Below are 20,539 nucleotides of genomic sequence, written 5' to 3' on the forward strand. Positions count from 1 at the left end.
GAAAATCGCTTAGGAAGAGGTCGCTTCTGGATAAATGAGAATCTTATAGGTTTCTGGGGTAGGCGCAACAGCTTGATTCACGGCCTGGTCAAGTTGCGCAAGGGGGTAGCGATCACTAATCAGGGCATCCACATCAATGCGGCGGTTAAACACAATATCCGTAGCCAAGGCCTGGACGCGATAGGAGGAACTATAACTGCCCATTAAGTCAATTTCCCGTTGATAGAGAACATTGGGGTTGAGGGGAATTTCCACTTGATCGGGGAACTCAGCAAAAAAGAGAATCTTACCGCCTTTGCGGGTACAGTCGAGGGCCTGGAAAAATGCCTTTTCACTGGGAACGGCTAATAAACTAACATCAACCCCTAAGCCCTTGGTTAAAGCCTGGATCTGACTGACTAAGTCAGGATCCCGAGCATCAAAGGCCGCTTCGGCTCCCACCTGTTGGGCTTTCTTAATCCGGGCGGGGATTAAATCTGTGGCGATGGCCTTAGCTCCAAAATATTTGACCAACATAATAAACATCAACCCAATCGGCCCGGCTCCGGTGATGAGGACGGTTTGGCCTGGGGCAATTTGGGCCTTTTTAACGGCTTTTAAACAGCAATTGGTTGGTTCGACAAAACTGGCCTGGTCAAAGCTAATGTTATCTGGAATGGGAATTAGTCCGCCGTTTTCGACAATGTGGCCGGGAACTTTGACATATTCAGCAAAACCACCCCCACTGGGGATAAATCCAGCCGTAGTCGTCACAGTTTTATACACATGACACATGGAATAGTTTTCATTCAGGCAGTAATCACAACGCATACAGGGGATATGATGCATCACCACAACCCGTTGCCCAATCTGCCATTTTTTAACGTTTTCGCCAACCGCAGCAATGACTCCGGCCGTTTCATGACCAAAAATCCGCGGGGGTTCGTAAAGGGGGTAGCGAATTTTCTTAATATCCGATTGACACAAGCCCACCACCTTGACTTGTACCAAAACCTCATCAACGCCTAAGTCGGGAAGAGGAAGTTCTTCGTAGCTTAAATGATTAACCCCCCGAAACACCTGCGCCTTCATCTTTACCCTTCTTTGTTTAGAGTCACACTGCTACACGGTAACATGAGAGGTTCCGAGTTTTGGCAGATGGGATCAGGGAAGAGAGGCAGACAGGGGCCTGGGGGGATAAACCCTTCATTGATTGAATGTCTAACTGTTCTTAACGTTTGGAAACAGAACCACTATAGGGTTGAGTTCCAGTGGCGGGGTAATCATCCTTGGCAGGAGTAAAGATGCGTCCACAGGCCTCGAACAACTTTTGCATGGCTTGTCGGAATTCGATCCACATAACCTTGCTCCTTAAATACTGTATAAACCGCTACCTTGATCTTAGGGCCTGGTTCTGTTTTCTGAGAATATTGTGATATTTCTTGATGTGATAAGTTATTGTTAAGTTTTATAGCGTTACCCAGATTATTTTGACTGATCAACACTTTAGGGAATATTGCTAGTCAGACCTCCAAACACATTTTAAATACGCAATCTCAATCATCAGAATCTGAACTTCAATTTCACTTCAACTCTTGCCGATCAATCTGTCTGGCTTTTAGTGCTTTTTTAAGGATTTTTATAAAGTCTCAATTCGCCTCCGTTGACAATACATCTCTCCAATCTCCTCACTAGTTCATCCCTCTCCTGAACTGTTGGCTACTATCCAATACTCTAGTTTTAATTTATAAGTTATAAAAGTGGACAACCCGATAAGCTACTAATTTCTCGCTCCCGACTTTTGTCCGATTCTCACAATCTGGTTTATAGTTATTTTTAATCTTGACAATAACTTGCTGTCCTCTATCAATCATCTGCTGTAGATTCTCAACCCCTGAAAACTCTCGATCTTCCACGACTAAATCATATCCCTCGGACTATATGTTATTTTTTAATTAATCCCGGTAGGTTATCACACTTTGGCTATATTTTTTAGCCTTTTCGACTGACTTTCAACACTTCTGAGTTAAGCTATTCTGAAATGGGTACTTTCCCAAAAATTTCATCGCGTTCCAATCTTGTACTGAGGTAGTTGCACCAGTGCCCAGACCTTGTATCTCTGTTAGTGTTGCTCGCTTAGGTAGCCTATTTTTTGTGGCAGGGATCAGTATCTGGCCCCTGAGTATTGCCCAGGCCCAGGTCTTAATCCCCCATACTCCACAACTCAGTGCGACTGATATGGAGCGCGATGGCTTAACAGTGGCCCAAGAAGCCTTGCAGTTGGCCCAATTTCAGCAGTTTAACGAAGCCCTCATTCGCGCCAAATTAGCGGCCCAACTGGCCCCCCAGGCCTATGAAGTGTGGGCTCTACTGGGTGGTCTCTATCTAACGGTTTCTCAACCCGCCGAAGCCATTCCGGCCTTGAATACCTCGATTGCCCTGAATCAAAAAAATGCTGGAGTTTATTTTAGCCTTGGTTCAGCCTATTTTCGGACAGGAGCCTACCAAGATGCAGCCCGGGCCTTAGAGCAAGGATTAGCCCTTCGCAGTGATGTTGCCGAGGAGTGGTTTAACCTAGGGAACGCCTATCTCAAGCTGAATCAAAATCCCAAGGCCATAGCTCAATATCGCCAGGCCCTGAAGTCCGACAAAAAATTCTGGCCAGCTTTAAATAACATTGGTTTACTCCAATATGAACAGGGGGACATCCCACAGGCAATTCGCAGTTTCCAGGCCGCCGTTGCCCTCGATAACAAAGCTGGAGAACCTAAACTAGCCTTAGCAGTGGGTTTATTTCGACAAGGGCAAGTACAGCAGGGCATTAACACGGCCCTTGTGGCACTACGTCTCGATAGCCGATATATTGAACCCGACTTTCAACGGGAGAACCTTTGGGGTGAGCGGCTGATGGCAGATACAAAAGCCCTATTTGCCAATCCTCAAGTCCAAGAACTAATCCAAACTCTGCAAGCGGACGTTGGCCAGTAATTCATCCATCATCTCTTTATCCTGATCCAGATTTTGCTTTGTCTGCTTCCCTTTTACCCCGCTCCCTAGAATTTCGCCAGGCCCAGACCAATGAGTTAGAGGCCGCCGCTGCCCTGATTTGCCAGTCTTTCTATGCCCTCGACACCCTCTTGTTCTTGGTCGCACCCTTAATTCAATGGGGTATTTGGCAAGACCTAAACCAGCGGCAACGCCAAGGCAAGCAGGGGTATGGCTGTTTTATTGCCACTCATCCCCAGACAGCTCATTTACTTGGAGTTGTCGAGGTTGAACTACGCCTCCTAGAGTCAAATTTTCCCTACAAAAAAGGGATTCCCCGCCCATATTTATCGAATCTGGCTGTTCACCCCGATTATCGGCGGCAAGGGATCGGCCAGCAGTTGATCCAAACGGTCGAGGCCTGGCTGATTCAACACCAACATCCAGAGGTTTATTTACACGTTTTAGCCAGCAATACAATTGCCCAAGGACTCTATCAACAATTGGGATATCAACTGCGGGCCACCGATGCCCATTGGCTATTACCGACTCGTTTACTGTTAAGCAAAACCCTCTCATCCTTAGCCTAAAAATTAATGTTGGAATATTAGTCAATCCTGTTATCTCCATCCAGGCCTGGGGAGGAACTAGGAGGAAACTCTGTGGCCTGAGGCAGCCGATTGTGACTCCTAAAAATCTCAGCAGTCCTAGCTAGAGAACACTTTTAACATATTTCCATCGAGTCCTAACTGAAGAACACTATCCTTAAGGTGGAATGCCCACAGTCAAATAACAGACAGAAAATATTGGCGAATAAGCTTTTTGATTTTTCTCAAAATATTAAGCTATTCTAAAAATGGTTCAGCCTCAATGTTTGCCGAGTATCTGCAAATTGTCACGTCATCAAGGTTATGGAAACTTAAACCCATAAATTCTTTGTACTTAAGCGTGAGTAAATTAACCAAACCTTTCCCTAACGTTAACCAAAAAAATGCTGGTTGCTGCGTATTGTATTCGTTGGGCCTAAGAATTCTTGCCTATCGGGAGCATTTTTACTGAATGTTACCCAAACTACTCTAACCTCCCTCAATTGCTGAATTTCAACCATTCCGAGGAATATCATGTTTCAGACGATCAAGCAAAAGTCCCTACCCATCTTGGGGGCCCTTGCGGGTACTGTTGCCATCTCTGCCCTCTCAATGCCCCTGGCTCAATCTCAAGGCGTACCCACCGTCAAAATTGATGGCTCTAGCACCGTTTTCCCCATCACCGAAGCCATTGCCGAAAGCTTCCAAAAATCCACCAGCGGTAAAGTCCGGGTGACCGTTGGGGTTTCTGGAACCGGTGGTGGTTTCAAAAAATTCTGCCGGGGTGAAACCGATATTTCCAATGCCTCTCGCCCCATCTTGGCCAAGGAAATTGCTGACTGTAAAGCAGCCGGGATCAACTTTATTGAATTACCCGTTGTTTACGATGCCCTAACCGTCGTCATTAATCCAAAAAATACCTGGGCCACCAACTTAACCACCGCTGAACTAAAAAAAATCTGGGAGCCAGGCTCTAAGGTCAATAACTGGAGTCAAGTCCGGACTGGCTTCCCCAACGTGCCGCTCAAGCTCTTTAGTCCTGGAGCAGATTCTGGCACCTTCGACTACTTCACCGAAGCAATTAATGGTAAATCTAAACAGATTCGCAAAGACTTTACCGGCAGTGAAGATGATAACGTGCTGGTTCAAGGTGTGTCCCGCGATCGTGGTGGTTTAGGCTACTTTGGCCTGTCTTATTATTTAGAGAACAAGAGCAAGGTTAAGGCCGTTGGGGTTAACAGCGGTAAAGGCCCCGTCATGCCCTCTGCCAAAGCTGTTTTGGATGGGACTTACACCCCATTGTCTCGTCCCTTGTTCATCTATGTGAGTTCAAAGGCTGCCTCCCGCCCAGAAGTCAAGCAGTTTGTCACCTACTATATGAACAATGCAGCACCAGCTGCCAAGAAGGTTGGGATGGTAGCCTTACCTGCTTCTGCCTACAAAACTATTCTCGCTAACTTTAACAAAGGTCGGGTCGGCACGGTCTTTGGCGGTGAAGAAGCAGTGGGATTAACGATTACTCAACTTCTGAAATTGGAAGCCAAGTAATTTTTGGCCGAGTCCCGCTCATTCAATTACAAATGCGGCTGGTGGCTGCTTTCGCTGCTGGCCGTTTTTAGTTAAGCTCTTCTTCAACATCCTTCCGTTCTTTCCTCAGCCCAAACCATGTCAGATTCTGCCCCCAATTACGCAACACAACTACCCCTAAACCTGCCATCACGCACAGTGAGAATATGGCGAGAGCGAATCATTGCCACGATCTTGTTTTTAGCAGCTTTCTCTTCTGTCGCCACAACCCTTGCTATTGTCTATATTTTATTTAGCGAGTCAGTAATTTTCTTTGAACTGGTGGCCGAGGATCATGCTGGGACGGTTTGGGCTGCTTTGGTGGAATTTTTGACTACCACTGAATGGTCGCCCCTGATTGAGCCGAAGACTTTTGGGGTTTTACCATTACTGACTGGAACCTTAGTGACCTGCTTGGTGGGTTTGACGGTTGCTATTCCCTTGGGAACTTTGATGGCTATTTATCTAAGTGATTTTGCCTCCCCCCGTCTTCGGGAATCGCTCAAACCCATTTTGGAGCTTCTGGCCGGCATCCCCACCGTTGTGTATGGCTACTTTGCGCTGCTTTTGGTTAGCCCAACTTTGCAAAAGCTAATCTTGGCTGTGCAGATGTTTTTCTGGCCGGGACGAGAGGAATTTGAATATTTCCAATTACCTGGGTTTAATATGCTTTCGGCCGGGATTGCCATTGGCATTATGATCATTCCTTACATCAGTTCTTTGGCAGAAGACTCCATGCGGGCTGTACCAGTCTATTTGCGGGAAGGTTCCTATGCGATGGGGGCAACCCGTTTACAAACTGCTATTGGTGTCGTTTTGCCGGCGGCATTTTCCGGAATTGTGGCTGCCTATATCTTGGCCATCTCGCGAGCAGTTGGGGAAACAATGATTGTGGCTGTAGCAGCCGGTTTACAACCCATTTTTACCCTTAATCCCCTTGAAGGTGCTGCCACCACCACTGCCTTTATCGTCTCGGTAAGCTTAGGGGATCTACCCCACGGCTCTTTAGAATATCAATCTATCTTTGCGGCTGGAATTATGTTATTTTTGTTGACCCTAATCTTCAACATTTTGGGATATTTTCTGAGTCGTCGCTTCCGCGAGATTTACTGAGCTGCTGTTTAGAACTCATGAGACTTGAGACTATGACTATTGCGCCGGTCGAAATTACCCAGGACTTAACTGCCATTCATCGGTCAATTGACCAGAGACGCCTTCAAGAGAAGATTTTTATTCTCCTTGGTCTTCTTTCAATTCTGTTTGCCTTGCTTGCGCTGACTGCCCTAGTCTTAGATTTATTCTTTCGGGGACTGCCGATCTTAAACTGGCGCTTTATTACCTCCCCACCTAGTAGTACTCCTGAAGAAGCTGGAGTCTTAATTGCCTGGGTTGGCACATTATTGGTGATGGTGGTCACGGCCTTGTTTGCCATTCCGATGGGTGTTGCGGCAGGCATTTACCTAGAAGAATATGCGCCTAAGAACTGGTTTAGTAATTTTATTGAAATTAACATCAGTAACTTGGCGGGAGTGCCTTCGATCATTTATGGTCTGCTAGCTTTAGGCTTTTTTGTTTATACCCTTAACTTGGGCCAGAGTGTGGCTACGGCAGGGCTGACCTTGGGCCTACTCATTTTGCCGATTGTGATTGTGACAACACGGGAGTCTTTACGGGCGATTTCCAGCACTATCCGAGAGGCGGCCTATGCAGTGGGAGCTAGCAAATGGCAGATGATTGCTGATCATGTTTTACCTTACTCTATGGGCGGGATATTAACAGGGATCATTGTCGGTATTTCCCGCGCCATTGGTGAGACGGCTCCCCTAATTACAATTGGAGCCTTAACGTTTATTACCTTTTTGCCAGATTCTCCACTCAAGCCAGAATTTCCATTTATTTCTTTCGCTTGGTTGCAATCTCCGTTTACAGTTTTGCCAATCCAAATGTTTAACTGGGTGTCCCGTCCCCAAGAGGCGTTTCAAGTCAATGCAGCGGCAGCGGGGATTATTTTGTTGGTGTTAACGCTGGGTGTCAATGGCCTGGCAATCTATTTACGTTATCGGTTTCGGAAAGGTATCAAATGGTAAACAATTCCTCTGCTCAATCTGCTGGCTCCCAGGCCCCGTCCCTGCCGTTAAAAGCGGAAGTCCAAGGCTTGAATTTTTACTATGGTGCTAAACAGGCCCTCAAAAACATTAATTTGCTGGTTTATGAAAAGAAAGTGACCGCTTTGATTGGCCCTTCCGGCTGTGGCAAGACAACCCTCTTGCGGTGCTTTAACCGGATGCATGATCTCTATCCAGGCAATCGTTATGAAGGCTGTATTACTCTGACCAGTGATCAATCTAATTTGTTGAAAGCAGATCCGATTGAAGTACGGATGCGGATCGGGATGGTCTTTCAGAAACCTAATCCATTTCCGAAATCGATCTATGAAAATATTGCCTATGGCCTGCGGGTACGGGGAATCAATAAGCGGTCTGTTTTGGATGAAGTGGTGGAGCGCTCTTTAAGGGGGGCAGCAATTTGGGATGAGGTTAAGGATCGACTCAATGAAGCAGGCACAGCTCTCTCTGGTGGTCAACAACAACGTCTCTGTATTGCCCGGGCTTTAGCCACAAATCCAGAAATGATTCTCTTTGATGAACCAACTTCTGCTTTAGACCCAATTGCCACTCTTAGTATTGAAGATCTAATTGGGGAGCTCAAGGATCAAGTGACGATTTTGATTGTCACCCACAATATGCAACAGGCTAGTCGGGTATCGGATTATACGGCGTTTATGTATTTGGGTGAGATGGTTGAATATGGACGGACTGAGAAGATATTTAATAATCCAGTCCAGCAGCAAACTGCCGATTATGTCAGTGGTCGCTTTGGTTAAGGTTAAACTCTCTTTTGCTTAAGCTTGAGCGGAGGGGGTTGAACTCCTGTGAGAGTGATTTGCTAGACATTTAATATGTTTTTATGCACATTGCAATATTTAAATTTTTCCTTAAAAGTGTTACTTACTTGGGGCTGGTTAAGGAGAAGATGGTTCTAGAACAGTCCAGATAACGCAATGACTGATAGCTTACATTGCTTGAGTAAACAATAGAATTATTGCGAATTATAAACAGAGATATTTTTCTTTAATGACAATGCGTAATAAACCGCTGGAAATGAGTAAATTGAGGTAGTCTAAAAGCATTTCAAAGCCAGTCTTCGGACAATAGGGGGTAATGAGATGGGAACCATAACTACGCAAGATGGTACCGAGATTTATTACAAGGACTGGGGTTCTGGACAACCGATTACCTTCAGTCATGGCTGGCCTTTGAATTCTGATGCGTGGGAGTCGCAGATGTTTTTTCTGGCTTCTCATGGCTATCGCTGTATTGCCCATGATCGGCGCGGGCATGGTCGTTCTAGTCAACCTTGGCAAGGCAATGATATGGACACCTATGCTGATGACTTGGCGGAACTGTTCCAGGCTCTTGATCTTCAGGATGCAGTGATGATTGGTCACTCAACGGGTGGGGGAGAAGTGGCGCGTTTCATTGGCCGGCATGGGACAAGTCGCGTGGCAAAGGCGGTCTTGATGGGTTCTGTAACGCCAATTATGGTCAGGACAGAAGCAAATCCCGGTGGGCTACCCTTAGAGGTTTTTGATGGGTTTCGTGCTGCTTATTTGGCAAATCGGGCCCAGTTTTTTCTCGATATTGCCAGTGGCCCATTTTTTGGCTTTAACCGGCCTGGAGCTACGGTTTCCCAGGGGACGATTCAATCGTGGTGGCAACAGGGAATGATGTCAGGCCATAAGAATGCTTACGATTGTATTCAGGCCTTTTCTGAGACCGATTTTACTGAAGACTTGAAAAAGTTTGATATTCCAACATTGATTATTCACGGTGACGATGATCAGATTGTTCCCCTTGAGGCTTCTGCCCTATTAGCCGCTAAACTAATTCCCAATGCAATTTTAAAGCTTTACTCTGGAGGTTCCCATAGTTTAGGGGATACGAGTAAAGATCAACTGAATGCCGACTTATTGGCGTTTGTACAATCGTAATCTAGACCATATTAGAGGACAAATTTTGGCTAGGGCCGCTCATTTTGAGAGTCAGCAGAACGGGGTATGGCATTGGCGCGACTGATTAGATAAACCATTGGTATGGTTAGTTATTAGTATGAATTTCATGTGCGGGATTTTAATTCCGATGTTAGGAAAAGATAGATTCAACGATCAGGAAAAACCCGCCTCCTTCAACTAGTCCAATTTTTCATGTTCGCCCCAGGCCTGGTGGTGGTTGGCAAGTAAAACAAGAGGGAATCCGAAAAACTAAAAGCCTTTTTAACTCAGAAAGAGGCGACTCAGTTTCAAGCACAAGGATAAGAGCATAAACATAGAAACTCGACAGCGGCAACTCCTGGGGGATAATCCTCACCTAAGCTGGAGCGGCTCAAATTGTTACGATAAATCCCCAGTCTTTTAGATTTGTGATCTAAATCACTGTCAACAGTTGGTAGTTTGTCAACTTAAGTCTTAAGCGGGCCTAATCCGGTGAACCCAGGCCCCAGGCCGGGCGGGGTCAAACTTCCCAGCCTTGTAGAGATTAAAGCTGTGGCCTGGAGACTGACCCGCCACGCAGGCCGCATAAATTCCAAGACTAGAGTAGAAACCATCGTAAAAATTGGCCCCCGGCAAGTAACGCCAGGCCGGGAAATCAAACTCGGCCCAAGGGTCTTTAACTGAAAACCTTACTCCTAGGGTCTTTTGGTCAATTTCCACCGCGTCTAAGCAAATCACGTGACCACTACGGGTAAACCAGCCATGAGTGATTAGGAACTCCCCGGCCTGGAGCCAAGCTGCCATCTGGTTAATTGAGGCGGCCAGTTCAAAAGAGTAGCGGTTGCCAATGCGGGCCTGGATAAAGTTGCCCATATTGCCAGGACTCCCAGCCAGTCCGCGGGCCACCAACTCAGCCCTAACCGTCCTAATTTTTTCCTTGGGATAGCCTAAAGTCATGGCCACACAGGCAGATTGGCAAGTTACGCTGTCCGGCTGCGGGAGATTGGTCGCCTTAACTTTAGTTTCAAAGAGCTTCCGCATAGGTTCACCGTTTTAACTCTGCAATTAGTTTATTTGTGGCCTCAGTGTTGAGCCGAATCGCATCTCCCAGGCTACCCAAACTTTTAGCCAGTTCCGACTTATCGGCCTGGAGATAGGAAACCTGTGGAACACAGATCGTGTTGTAAAAAGCCAAAAATCCACCGCCCACACCCGCTAGTCCGGCACAAATAGCCGCAACCGTGGCCGTAGAAAGTCGGACAACAGTAAAGCCCTCGCGGTCAGTAGTCATGGTTTTGGCCCCCAGGCCTGGAAGAACGCAAACAAGTTAAAACAGGGTCAGCCTACCCAAAATTAGATTTTGTAAAGCTTACCGTTGGGCCAGCGAAATTCTTTAACCTTTTTGGAATCGTTGAACTTGTTGAAACAGTCCGCCGCCGAGATGCCATAAGGTACTTTTAATTGTCTCCAGACCTTAATGTCCTGGTTCTTCTTATTTTTCTTCGTCACCCCAGTCCAGCACCGAATCACCTTATGCCCAACTGTGACCGGCTTAGAATTGCCAGCGAGATACTGACGACCCTTGCTATCAGTCGCCACCTTGAGGCCTCCCGCAACAGCTTCATCTGCGGTAGCTTCAGCTAAACCGCAGGCCGTTGCCGCTAACCGGTCAACATAGGAGAACGCCTTAACATCCTTCTTCGCCCCATCCACTTTTTTCTTAACCGTGCCCCAAAGGATGAGCATCTTGGAGCCGCGGTCTTTAGTTGCAGCCATAGCCGTTAAATCTCCCTAAAAAAATTGATTTTAGTCAAGTTGCCAGATTAAGGAAGATACTCATCGGCTTCAATCGTCAACTCTCCCCCAGCCCCGGAAATCATAATCGGTAGAGTCACCCGCAAGCTAACCGTTTGTTCCTCGAAGTCGGGCTGAATGGTGATGTTGTCGGGCCGGTCTTCTTCCGGCACAGCTAACTCTGCCAGTTGAGCCACCCGGGCCAGTTCCAGGATTTGACCTTCTAGAGTGGTGGAGGTGGTGATGTGTGCAGCAGCCATAAAAGTCTCTCAAATAGAACTGCCCCCAGAGTACAAAGTACCGTAACAGGTAACAGACTCTGGCTAGAGTTCAACCGAGAGGGTTAAGGCTCTCAATCAGACGCAGACGTGAAGTCTCGGTGACTCAATCCTGCAAATTTCCACTGAATTTCTTAATGTGAGGGTGGTCAAAATCACCGAGTCGCCAGAGCAGAAACGTTCGGAGTTCTGAGGGTTTGACCGCTTTTTCTCTTAACGCTGTGTCTAGTAATTTGTGTAACAAATAAAAATCAGGGTCAGCGAGGACTCTGATGACTTTGGTTGGTAAAGAACACTTCCCAGTTTGCCTTCGTGTTGTTGCCCGTGCCATCGTAAAACACCACCTTATAGGGGTAAACCACAGAAGTATCTCGCCGTTCATCAACCTGGGTAAACGAGACTTTGGCCTCTCTCACCCTCGGAACACTGATTCCTTTGACCAAGGCCTTAAAGACGCGTTCCCCCATCTTGGCCGAACCCGCATTGATGAAAATCTTGCTATTGTCGGCAAGCCTAACGACCGTGGCCACGTTCCCTTTCTGATAAACCGGGAAATCGTAACCCTTTGTCCCTGATGCCTTGAGTTTCCAATGGGGAATAGTTAGGGGGTAACTTGGGCCCCAAAACTTGCCGTTTTTGAATTTGCGGTAGATAACGACTAGCTGGGGGACGCTGCCCCATTTGGTTTCATACCATTCAGGAATCGCCGCAATCCCATCTTTGGCCAGTTGCCCCCTAGACTTGACTAGGACGTAGAATAGCCAAAATCGGAATAGGGCCTTGATTGCGTTGTCGTTGTCCGTGACGGTACAGGCTGTTTTAAGAGTGCGCTGCCCTTTACTAAGAGCCTTGCCTTCCTCAGTCTTAAAGTGTTGGTTAACCCATTGGTTGTGGAGTTTAACTGAGGTTTTTCTGAGATACTCCCAGCTTGCTGGATCAGGTTTAGTGCGATTGAAGTTTGTCACAAATCAGTATCCTCTGACTCAGGAATATCTTTAGGAGTATCCAATCTGGCCAAGTTCTCAGCTTTTTTGTTTAGGAGTTTCTGCGCTTCATCGATAGCTTTATCGAACTCAGTTTTAGCGTTTTCCAAGTCTTTAATGGTGTCTTGAGCCGTTTTTACTCCAGTCAAAACCATTTGCATTCCCGACAAAACATCTTCAGCTTGATTTAAGCGTGTGAAGAATTTAGTTGAAAAGTCTGGATTTGGAAGCTGCCAATTTAGCAAGTCATTATCAACTAAACCAGAGGCTTTTAAGGCGTTACTTAGTTCAGCATTATATTGTGCTGTCATCTCCAGTCCTTCTGAAATGTCGAGGAGCGCGGATTGAAGATTGGATAGCACGTTAGCAGCAGCTTGATAGGCTCGGTTAGATTGCTGCCAGGCCTGGTTTATAGACTCTAGAGTCTCTGTGCCGATCAAGCTTTCTAAAAGGTCTTGAGTTCCCTCACCAATAACTGTTGAAATTGACAAAGGTTGTCCATCGTCATCTTTGGGAGTAAGCCCGACTACACTTAATCCCAAATCAACTACGGCCATCAGCGTACTAACCACGTTAGAAGATAGTTGAGCCGCGTTGTGAAGCGTTACTAGCAACGTTAAAAGGTTGATTAGTTCCTGGGTTTTTTTGTTCCGCTTCAGGTTCTCTAAAGTCTCTTGAAAATTGCGCCTGACCTCTTGACCGTTTTCGCCAATCTCTCTGACTTTTTCGCCAATCGTATCTTTGAGGTCGTTTAACCTAGATACCGTATCAGTTACCTTCGTATCTAAGCCAGTGACTTTAAGGTCAAGGTTATTAAGCCTAGAAATAACTGGAGACAAATCAACCACTTCATCTAACCTAATCACAGTAATTTTAATCTCTCTAATTGCATCGTATAGATATTCTGAGTTACCTGGTAAAGGTCTAGGGATAGGTCTAAAATCTATTCCAGTTTGAACTAAATCTATAATAGGCTGTAAGGGATTATCAGTTTTAATTACTAATTGCAATAGAGGAGGTAAATAAGTTCCCCCTTCAGAAAATAGCCATCCTTCAGGAAACGACCATAAAATATCTCTACCGCTAAAATTAGCATCTCTAAAAGGATAGGATATTAAATCCTGTTCTATTGTCTGAAAATAGATACTATCTAAGTTAGACTCATAAAATGGATTTATATTAAATTGATAAACAACATCATCTATATAATTTCCTGAATAATGTTGTGATTCTATTCTTAAGGTCAAGTCATAACCTGTATTTACTTTTAAGCCTATTATCCTAGCTGTAGTTTCATCTAAATAAATGCCGTCATCTATAGGCGGTTCGTTATCATCTTCTCTATTAACTTTTTTTAATAAAAGTTTGCCATTAGTTCTAGATGCTTGTTTGTCTCTATTCTCTGCCTTAATTACTAATCTATAAATATCTCTATCTGTTATAAAGGTAACGCTACCTGATAACAATACTTCTGTAAAATCTTCTGAATCTAAACCCTTAAAGAATACCTTGATTAAATCTTGTTGCCCCAATAAGGGTGGTTGTACTGACCAATTAAAGGTTATAGAATCGCCTAGATCAAATCTATTCTTATTAACTGTGACGTTTACAATAGGTTGAAACTGTCTAACTCCGCTATCGTTTCCTAAACCCTGAAAAGGAAAGTTTAAGTTTTTAAGATATTCTGCTAATAGGTCAGGTATTAAGTTACCCACTTTATTAATTCTAAGTACTCTAGGACTAAAAGACGGCTTAGGCGTGGGAATATGCCTAGGAGTTATCCCTACAGTATTTAATGGCGGCCTATAAGTCGAATTAATGGGTAAAGTTCTATAACCTTGCGGGGTTAAGATTGTTTGATAGCTAGGATTACCTGGAACTGTATTAACACGATTGTAAACGTTAGTAGTTAATACAGGCTTATTGTAAGAACTATTGCCTATACCTTGCCTTACTACTTGTCTTTGTAACTGTTGCTGTAAAGTTATCAAGGCAATTTACCAGTAATTGGGCATGACATATGGTGCATCATTATCTGAAAAAGTATCTAAATTAGATGGACTAAAAATAAAGCTCCCATCTCCATTTGTAGGGATAAACAAAGTGATATACAGGAAATTGTTAAAGCCTTGGTTATCTGGCAAAGTAGTAGTTTGCAATTTAGCTGGATAATCTAATACTCCCCCTCCTAAGTCCAGTTTTATATCTTGCTCTCTTAAGGCACTGATATAGGTGGCAATCATGAGATAGAGAATTATTTCAAATCCATTAGTTAAATTACTTTGCTGATTGCCTTCTATATTGCCCACTAAATAGCTAGACAAATCTTCGGAAATTTTCACGGTTATTTCCTTTGTAATTAGGATTGCTCTTATTTTGGGATAAGTTTTTAAGATTGGGAAGTGTCAACTTTTACATAAAACTTGACACTATTAAAAATCCCCTAAGCCTTGACTGGTAAGGGGATTGCTGTGTTAGCTTTAGTTTGAATAAAAAACACTGTCAATATTTTACAATTTCTAGAAGGTTTCTTGACAGTGAAAGTTAATCGCTCAGGCCAAGCTGAACCACTTACAAAAGAACAGTTCCTAACTGTTTTCCGCAGTTTGTCACCACCCCATCGGTTTATTCTTGCCCTTACTTGGCACTGTGCTGAGAGAGTCGGGGCAGTTTGCAATTTGGAAGTGGCTCACGTTTTCCAGGCCAACGGTAAACCCAGGCCGACCCTTTTAATTCCAGGCCGGATTAGGAAAGATAAAGTTACCCGTGAAATTCCGGTGACGCGGGGCCTGGGGCAGATTTTAAGGGAGATTACGATTCCTGACAGCCCCTGGCTCTTTCCCAGTCAGCTTAATCTAGGCCGACCCATGAACCCCCAGGTTTACTCACGCGCTCTTAAAACTGAGTTCCTTCGTTTAGGCCTCTCTGGGTATTCGACCCACTCGGCCCGGCGGGGAGCGATCACTCTTCTGTCCCAGGCCGGACTGAACGCTAGGCAAATTCAGAAAATCTCCGGCCATGCCTCTCTCAATTCTGTCCAGCTTTACTGTGAGGTTTCCCCGGCTGAGGTTGAGGCTGGGTTGGCTCTACTCTGATCTGGTAGGTCTTTGCCGATATACCGAGTACGGGTCTTGCCCCCTTCTTTCCAGAACGCGTACCAATAAGGCCCATGGGGGCAACTCTGGCACTCTGACTTCCCGCAGTTTACGGGCTTTAACTGGTAACTGACTCCAGGCCCCCCTAACTCCCCTTGAACCCTATCACTCTTATCTAACTTTGGTGAACCTATCACGCTTTTGGTTAGATAAGACTTTTCTAACGGGTTAGACTGTGCTGGCCTCTCTCCCGCGCCTATTCCTTCTAGTGGCAGAGGTAACTGATCTCCCTCCAGGAGCCTGGACGGATCAACTTTTGAACTCATTGCCGATGGATGCGCTTGATGTTTTCTAGGGCCTCTACCAGTTCTGGTAATGTGCAGTTCAATATTTGGCAAAGTCTTTGCATTTCTACTGGGTTAAGTGTGGGCATAGATTTACCGTTTTCCCATTCGGAGACAGTTTGACGCGTTACTCCCAATAGCTCGCCTAAACGTTCCTGGCTAATCCCTACTTTTTGTCTAAGCATTTTGAACGTCACCAAATCATCTAGTTTCATTGTAAGGTTGACCCGACATTATGGGATGTGTATGATGGCAATGTCGGGTTAAGCCGACAATTAGGAGAAAGCAACAAAGCGGGAACCCGTCACCAGGCCCCGCCAACTTGTTTTGCTCAATTAACTTGATTATCTCAATTGGAGTAGAGACAGTGGAAAACGATTTTAGAAAAGCGCCAGAGTTCGGGGAAGTGTTTCTAGACTTTATCCGGGCCTATGGCTTTGCCCAGATTGTGCTGACACGCGATCAGGTTTTAGGGCCTCAAGACTTCTGTGCTTTGCAAATTGCAATCACCGATTTACTTGAATCAATGACCGCTATTTATGACATGGCCTGGCCTGAGGGGAAGAAAGATGGAGAGTAGCCCCTACTTCGTTCAGTTTCCAGGCCTGGGCCTGGCCATCAATTTAGCTCAAGTCCAAAAAATTGAATACGACTCAGCCAAGCGGGAAGCCGCAATCTATCAGGCCTTCGGACTCAAGACTTACCTAACTGGGGAGAACTGCGACTTTTTCCTTGATTCTCTGAGGCAAGTACCCGGAGTCCAAAAGTTTGATTTTGGGGGAACTGAGGAACCTGATCACCCCTATTAATTCCGCCTGATGAGGCCGGATGATCCACCGGCCGAAACTGCTCAGTTGTTGGGCAGTCGCGGGAAGGATCGCAACCTGACCGTAGGGATGCCTTGAAGATAAAGTAGGCTTTGGCCTTTCCGGATTTGTAGGCTCATATCCCTTTACCCTTAAGTCTTGAAAGTAAAGCAGGCTTCGGCCTCTGGGTGATTTGCAGACTTTCTATAGGGTTTTAGCGACTATTCACCTGTGCTAGGAAAATTTATGCTGATTGCTGGCCTTGATGTCTCGAAGGCTGATGTTGTCGTGTGTCTGATTGACACCGATCAACCACTCCCAGACCCCAGAGAACTGTATCTTACTGGCAACTTTCCCCGGCTCACCACCACGGCGGGGGGATTGAAAGCCTTGCTTGAATTGAAGCCTGATGTTTGTGTTTTAGAACCCACAGGCACGAATTACTCTAAGTTTTGGTGTTACAAACTGAACCAGGCCGGGGTAAAACTACTGCTAGTGTCTCACTCTAAGGTCAGACGCTACAGAGAGTGTATCCTGTCTGAAGATAAGGATGATGAGGGGGATTCTCTCGCCTTGGCCTATTACGGGGTTCAGAATTTTAAGAATGATGGGGCCTTTCTCAGAAGACGGGATGATGTTGCCCAACAAATGCGGGAGAGATGCCACCAACTAGACCACTTGAGCCGGATTCAATCGCCGATCATCAATCGCCTTAAACAAGACCTGGCCTGGCAATTTCCAGAGGAAGCCAGCAAGAGGGTTGAGGCGGTTCTGTTTTGGCGATGGCTGGCCGGGGAAGCCAAGTCAAAACGCTATGACAATGCTTTAGCAAATACCTGCGGCCTGGGGCTGACTGAATCAACCCGTTACCATGCAAGGCTGTTAATTCAGTTATTCCCCCGGCAACTCCAACTCACTAGGGAACTGGCAACCTTGCTCAAAGACCCAAGGTTTAGACCCTATCGCAAAGTCTTTGCTAAGTATGGCTTCGGAGAGAAACTAGAGGCGATTCTAATCAGCCACATCTACCCACTGTCTAACTTTCTGGGGGAAGATGGCTTACCCATTGCCCCATGCACCAGGTCTAAGAAAGACCCGAAAAAACAGACGGTTAAACACCTTTCCCTGAGACGGTTTCAGAAAACCCTGGGCTGTTCTCCTACCCGTGAATGGTCAGGCAAAAAGAACAAAGGTTCTAAACAGGCCAAGCTGGCCGGGTCTGCTCAGTGCCGAGTCGGGCTATGGCAGTGGCTATTTACCCGGATTGAGAAGAAAGGGGCCAGGCCCAAGAACTTGCCTCAGACCGCCTGGTTAGTCTCCGAAACTCTAGTGCAAGGATCAATTCTGGAATACTTTGAGTATCAGAAAAGCACCGCTGTGATTAAGCTGGCCCGGTCTCGCACTATTGCCAAGGTGACTAAACTTCTGTTCTACGATCTGGTTGCTGAGTTAAGTCCAGACTCTCAGAAGTAAGAAAAGGGGACTGAATATAGTTTCTATAAACTTTAGTCCCTCCATGAAAACCGTTAACGTAAAATAAGAATTAAGCCAACTTGAGAGTTTATCCCTATGGCAGAAGTCGCAACCTTAAACCCAGCGGTCATGCAGGCTGTTGAACAATTAGGCTATCGAGTCACGGTCGGCGATGTTGCGGCTAAGGCTGGTTTAGACCTCAATACTTCTCAAAAGGGCTTGTTGGCCTTGGCCAGTGCAGTGGGTGGAGATCTGCAAGTGGCCGAATCTGGGGATATTGCCTATGTCTTGCCACGGGACTTTCGGGGAATTTTGCGGTCTAAGTATTTACGGATTCAACTCCAAGAGGCCTGGGCCAAGGTTTGGGCTGTTCTGTTTTATTTGATTCGGATGTCCTTTGGGATTTTCTTAATTCTCTCAATCGTCTTAATCTTTGTTGCCATCATTGTCATTGTGATTGCTGCCAGTAGTAGCCGAAATGATAACAATAACCGCTCCGGTGGCTTTGACTTCCCCCGTTTTATCTTCTTTCCAGACTTTTGGTGGTTTTTTGGCAGTGATCCCTATCGGCCCCGACGGCAGTCGTCCCGTAATCAGCGGCAGAATCCAGAGGAAATGAACTTCTTAGAAGGGATTTATTCGTTTCTCTTTGGTGATGGGAATCCCAATGTCAATCTGGAATCACGGCGCTGGCAAGAAGTCGGGCAGCAAATTATCAACCAAAAAGGAGCCGTCGTTGCTGAACAAATTGCCCCCTATCTGGATATTCCCCCAGGCCCGCTGCCCAGTGGCGAAAACTTTATGATTCCGGTCTTGAGTCGCTTTAATGGGGTTCCTCAAGTTACGGAGCAGGGCGAGATTATTTACCATTTCCCAGATCTTCAGGCCACGGCCAAACAACAACGCCAAAAACCTGTTTCACCCTATCTGGAAGAAATTACTTGGAAATTTACCCGCGCCAGTAGTGGACAAGTGATGTTAGCCATTGGCCTGGGCTGTATCAATCTAGTCGGGGCCCTAGTCCTGTGGAATTTACTGGGTGATGGGTCGGTGGCAACTCAGTTGGGCGGCATCGTGGCCTTTGTTCAGTCAATCTTTTGGGTCTTGGTGGCCTATGGCCTGGGCTTTTTGGGAATTCCCCTCGGTCGCTACTACTGGATTCTAGTGATGAATGGCCGAATCAAGGCCCGCAATCAAATCCGAGAAAACCGGGCCGAAATTCTCCGCACCGCCGCTGCCACCCTTAAGGACAAAATTACCGCCGCCCAAGCCTATGCTGCAGAAACCCTGATCACGTCCACAAATTTGGCTTACACCACTGAAAAAGACCTGATCACCCAAGAAGCCGAGCAAACTGACAAAATTGATACTGAGTGGCAAAGGCTCCTCGAAGACCGCAGCTAATTTGAGCGAGATGGCGTTTTACTCCCGCCTATAGATTTCGGGCTGAGTACGATTTATTTCTTAGACGTTCAGTTTCAGAGAGATGAGCAGTTTTACGAGCGGTTTTTTAGTGAACTGTTTACTTATCTATTCCCAGGCCGCCCATAACGTTTTATTCAAATCTCCTCAAGGTTGAGCCAGCCCCACTAAACCGATGCTCAAAGAAGCAACCATAGAAGACCCTGGCCAGGCCAGTCAGCCTTCTCTTTTCTAAGATCTAAGAATGGTCTAATGAAATAGCATGACTATGGGGATTATGGGCTCCTTTAACTGCGAAAACCTGATTCGATCTAGTTTGGCGTGACATCTATGCTTTTTGTCTCAGCGATTTTACTGATTGCAGCCGTGGTTTTATTTTTTGTCCAACGCCACTATCGCCTGAGGTTACGGAGCCTAAAACTTGCCAACCGTGTGAACAGCCAGAGTATTAAGCAACTTGCCGCAGATGTAGCCACGGAAATTGGAGCCGGAAGCCTGCGCGAGTATGTCAAGCTCTACGGGCGCGTTAAATCGGACGATCCCTTAATCTCTGAACTAAAGCAAGTGCCCTGTGTATACTACTCCATGCAAGTGATTCGGGAATATGAAGAACGGGTTCGCTCTGAAGACAGTGAAGGCCGGACAGAATGGCGCACAGAACGGCGATCCGACACCATCAGCAGCAACAGCCAATCTACTCCATTTCTCCTTCAAGATGCCCAAGGAACTGTCCGTATTGATCCAGAGGGAGCAGGGGTTGAAACCATCCAAGTCCTGAACGAATTTCGCCCAGAAGGTAACAGTAATCGCCTCTCTTTTGGGGGCTTCTCACTCAACCTAGACATTGCTGTAGGTTCCGGGGGAGGCCGCACCCTGGGGTATCGCTATCAGGAGTCAATCTTACCTTTGGAAAGACAGGTACTCATTGTCGGAGAAGCCAGCGATCAAACTGGAGAATTAGTGATTGGCAAGCCCCAGCAAAACGGACGTAAGTTTTTTATCTCCCTTAAATCCGAAGATACATTAACAAACCACACCCAAAACATCATGACCTACACCACCCTTGGGGCTATTGCCAGCGGCGTGATTGGCGTGTTGGTTGGGATACTGGGCCTGGTATCTTAGGAGGCAAAATAAACCCCAGCCACACAGACTAGGGTCGCCCTCAGATGCATT

The 20,539-nt window shown here is 46.1% G+C and carries 24 protein-coding genes and 1 pseudogene; 15 read left to right on the plus strand and 10 right to left on the minus strand.

Annotated features, from left to right (window positions below):
• Positions 1–9 precede the first annotated feature (9 nt).
• On the minus strand, positions 10–1,071 hold the full coding sequence (locus SYN6312_RS14360; protein WP_015125617.1) for a zinc-dependent dehydrogenase: 1,062 nt from the start codon (positions 1,069–1,071) through the stop codon (positions 10–12).
• A gap of 139 nt (positions 1,072–1,210) precedes the next feature.
• Positions 1,211–1,339 carry a hypothetical protein gene (locus tag SYN6312_RS19990; protein WP_015125618.1) on the minus strand — a complete coding sequence of 43 codons (129 nt, stop codon included), beginning with the start codon at positions 1,337–1,339 and terminating at the stop codon, positions 1,211–1,213.
• A 740-nt stretch (positions 1,340–2,079) separates the two neighbouring features.
• Between SYN6312_RS19990 and SYN6312_RS14365 the strand changes: the two genes are divergently transcribed.
• The 8 genes from SYN6312_RS14365 (at position 2,080) to SYN6312_RS21070 (ending at position 9,500) form a co-directional block, all read left to right on the plus strand.
• On the plus strand, positions 2,080–2,967 hold the full coding sequence (locus tag SYN6312_RS14365; protein WP_015125619.1) for a tetratricopeptide repeat protein: 888 nt from the start codon (positions 2,080–2,082) through the stop codon (positions 2,965–2,967).
• 38 nt (positions 2,968–3,005) lie between these two features.
• Complete coding sequence (locus SYN6312_RS18450; RefSeq protein WP_015125620.1) at positions 3,006–3,554, plus strand: GNAT family N-acetyltransferase; 549 nt, start codon at positions 3,006–3,008, stop codon at positions 3,552–3,554.
• 531 nt (positions 3,555–4,085) lie between these two features.
• Positions 4,086–5,099 carry a PstS family phosphate ABC transporter substrate-binding protein gene (locus SYN6312_RS14375; RefSeq protein ID WP_015125621.1) on the plus strand — a complete coding sequence of 338 codons (1,014 nt, stop codon included), beginning with the start codon at positions 4,086–4,088 and terminating at the stop codon, positions 5,097–5,099.
• 117 nt (positions 5,100–5,216) lie between these two features.
• A complete protein-coding gene (gene pstC, locus SYN6312_RS14380) occupies positions 5,217–6,230 on the plus strand; it encodes a phosphate ABC transporter permease subunit PstC (protein ID WP_015125622.1) in 1,014 nt (337 codons plus the stop codon).
• 32 nt (positions 6,231–6,262) lie between these two features.
• Complete coding sequence (gene pstA, locus SYN6312_RS14385; RefSeq protein ID WP_015125623.1) at positions 6,263–7,204, plus strand: phosphate ABC transporter permease PstA; 942 nt, start codon at positions 6,263–6,265, stop codon at positions 7,202–7,204.
• The gene (gene pstB, locus SYN6312_RS14390; RefSeq protein ID WP_015125624.1) at positions 7,198–8,001 is read left to right on the plus strand and encodes a phosphate ABC transporter ATP-binding protein PstB; all 804 of its coding nucleotides are present in this window, start codon (positions 7,198–7,200) and stop codon (positions 7,999–8,001) included. Before pstA ends, pstB begins: the two co-directional genes overlap by 7 nt.
• A 342-nt stretch (positions 8,002–8,343) precedes the next feature.
• The gene (locus SYN6312_RS14395; RefSeq protein ID WP_015125626.1) at positions 8,344–9,168 is read left to right on the plus strand and encodes an alpha/beta fold hydrolase; all 825 of its coding nucleotides are present in this window, start codon (positions 8,344–8,346) and stop codon (positions 9,166–9,168) included.
• Between the two features lie 206 nt (positions 9,169–9,374).
• Complete coding sequence (locus SYN6312_RS21070) at positions 9,375–9,500, plus strand: DUF2188 domain-containing protein (RefSeq protein ID WP_371257405.1); 126 nt, start codon at positions 9,375–9,377, stop codon at positions 9,498–9,500.
• Between the two features lie 142 nt (positions 9,501–9,642).
• Here SYN6312_RS21070 and SYN6312_RS14400 read toward each other — a convergent pair whose 3' ends face one another.
• The 7 genes from SYN6312_RS14400 to SYN6312_RS14430 form a co-directional block, all read right to left on the minus strand.
• Complete coding sequence (locus SYN6312_RS14400) at positions 9,643–10,209, minus strand: hypothetical protein (protein WP_015125627.1); 567 nt, start codon at positions 10,207–10,209, stop codon at positions 9,643–9,645.
• Positions 10,210–10,213: 4 nt separating this feature from the next.
• Positions 10,214–10,459, minus strand: a complete 246-nt coding sequence (locus SYN6312_RS14405) for a hypothetical protein (protein WP_015125628.1) — start codon at positions 10,457–10,459, stop codon at positions 10,214–10,216.
• A 62-nt stretch (positions 10,460–10,521) separates the two neighbouring features.
• Positions 10,522–10,944 (minus strand): hypothetical protein, encoded by a 423-nt coding sequence (locus SYN6312_RS14410; RefSeq protein WP_015125629.1) that lies wholly within the window; start codon positions 10,942–10,944, stop codon positions 10,522–10,524.
• 47 nt (positions 10,945–10,991) lie between these two features.
• Positions 10,992–11,222 carry a hypothetical protein gene (locus tag SYN6312_RS14415; RefSeq protein ID WP_015125630.1) on the minus strand — a complete coding sequence of 77 codons (231 nt, stop codon included), beginning with the start codon at positions 11,220–11,222 and terminating at the stop codon, positions 10,992–10,994.
• Between the two features lie 275 nt (positions 11,223–11,497).
• Positions 11,498–12,205: a hypothetical protein gene (locus SYN6312_RS14420; protein WP_015125631.1), complete on the minus strand. Its 708-nt coding sequence runs from the start codon at positions 12,203–12,205 to the stop codon at positions 11,498–11,500.
• Positions 12,202–14,214, minus strand: coding sequence for a hypothetical protein (locus tag SYN6312_RS14425; protein ID WP_156804832.1), 2,013 nt, complete (start codon positions 14,212–14,214; stop codon positions 12,202–12,204). The genes SYN6312_RS14420 and SYN6312_RS14425 overlap by 4 nt, the downstream gene beginning before the upstream one ends.
• 6 nt (positions 14,215–14,220) lie before the next feature.
• The gene (locus SYN6312_RS14430; RefSeq protein WP_015125633.1) at positions 14,221–14,565 is read right to left on the minus strand and encodes a hypothetical protein; all 345 of its coding nucleotides are present in this window, start codon (positions 14,563–14,565) and stop codon (positions 14,221–14,223) included.
• A 195-nt stretch (positions 14,566–14,760) separates the two neighbouring features.
• Between SYN6312_RS14430 and SYN6312_RS14435 the strand changes: the two genes are divergently transcribed.
• Positions 14,761–15,318: a site-specific integrase gene (locus SYN6312_RS14435; protein ID WP_015125634.1), complete on the plus strand. Its 558-nt coding sequence runs from the start codon at positions 14,761–14,763 to the stop codon at positions 15,316–15,318.
• Positions 15,319–15,640: 322 nt separating this feature from the next.
• On the opposite strand, the gene SYN6312_RS19115 is transcribed toward SYN6312_RS14435, so the two are convergent.
• Positions 15,641–15,847: a helix-turn-helix transcriptional regulator gene (locus SYN6312_RS19115; RefSeq protein WP_156804834.1), complete on the minus strand. Its 207-nt coding sequence runs from the start codon at positions 15,845–15,847 to the stop codon at positions 15,641–15,643.
• Positions 15,848–16,029: 182 nt separating this feature from the next.
• Between SYN6312_RS19115 and SYN6312_RS14445 the strand changes: the two genes are divergently transcribed.
• From SYN6312_RS14445 to SYN6312_RS14465, 6 genes and pseudogenes are all read left to right on the plus strand, one after another.
• The gene (locus tag SYN6312_RS14445; RefSeq protein WP_015125636.1) at positions 16,030–16,242 is read left to right on the plus strand and encodes a hypothetical protein; all 213 of its coding nucleotides are present in this window, start codon (positions 16,030–16,032) and stop codon (positions 16,240–16,242) included.
• Positions 16,232–16,471: a hypothetical protein gene (locus SYN6312_RS14450; protein WP_015125637.1), complete on the plus strand. Its 240-nt coding sequence runs from the start codon at positions 16,232–16,234 to the stop codon at positions 16,469–16,471. Before SYN6312_RS14445 ends, SYN6312_RS14450 begins: the two co-directional genes overlap by 11 nt.
• Before the next feature lie 243 nt (positions 16,472–16,714).
• Positions 16,715–17,941, plus strand: coding sequence for a transposase (locus SYN6312_RS14455; RefSeq protein ID WP_015125638.1), 1,227 nt, complete (start codon positions 16,715–16,717; stop codon positions 17,939–17,941).
• 96 nt (positions 17,942–18,037) lie between these two features.
• The gene (locus SYN6312_RS14460) at positions 18,038–19,345 is read left to right on the plus strand and encodes a hypothetical protein (protein WP_015125639.1); all 1,308 of its coding nucleotides are present in this window, start codon (positions 18,038–18,040) and stop codon (positions 19,343–19,345) included.
• Between the two features lie 12 nt (positions 19,346–19,357).
• A pseudogene (locus SYN6312_RS19120) lies at positions 19,358–19,492 on the plus strand (DUF2887 domain-containing protein); the annotation flags it as partial.
• 201 nt (positions 19,493–19,693) lie between these two features.
• The gene (locus tag SYN6312_RS14465) at positions 19,694–20,488 is read left to right on the plus strand and encodes an E3 ubiquitin ligase family protein (protein WP_015125640.1); all 795 of its coding nucleotides are present in this window, start codon (positions 19,694–19,696) and stop codon (positions 20,486–20,488) included.
• The last annotated feature ends 51 nt before the right edge of the window (positions 20,489–20,539 follow it).

Source organism: Synechococcus sp. PCC 6312 (assembly GCF_000316685.1).
Lineage (GTDB): Bacteria > Cyanobacteriota > Cyanobacteriia > Thermosynechococcales > Thermosynechococcaceae > Pseudocalidococcus.